This window comes from Desertibacillus haloalkaliphilus (genome assembly GCF_019039105.1).
Classification (GTDB): domain Bacteria; phylum Bacillota; class Bacilli; order Bacillales; family KJ1-10-99; genus Desertibacillus; species Desertibacillus haloalkaliphilus.
On the sequence record NZ_JAHPIV010000279.1, the window covers coordinates 1 to 390 of the forward strand.

At 35.9% G+C, this 390-nt stretch carries 1 protein-coding gene; it reads left to right on the forward strand.

What is annotated here, in order from left to right; genetic code table 11:
- On the forward strand, positions 1-390 hold a 390-nt coding region (locus KH400_RS21920; RefSeq protein WP_217228237.1), incomplete at both ends, for an ATP-binding cassette domain-containing protein.

Here is a 390-nt window from a genome sequence, read left to right on the forward strand (position 1 = left end):
ATCTACGGTCTGCTTGGCTCAAATGGTGCTGGGAAAACAACGTTATTAAAAATGATTGCCGGTATTTATAAGCAAGATTCAGGAGAAATTTTGATAAGTGGAGAGCCAATCTTTGAAAATGTTCAATGGAAACAAAGGATTATATTTCTTGCTGATTCATTATTTTTCTTCCCGAACTCAACCATTAAACAAGCCGCACAGTTTTATAAAAGTATGTATGTTAATTGGAACGAGGAACGGTTTCAGAGTTTAAAAGATGTTTTCAACATTGATGTCAACAAAAAGGTGCACCGTCTGTCAAAGGGAATGCAAAGACAAGTATCTTTTTGGCTTACGTTATCAACGATGCCAGACATCTTAATTTTAGACGAACCCTTTGATGGTCTTGAT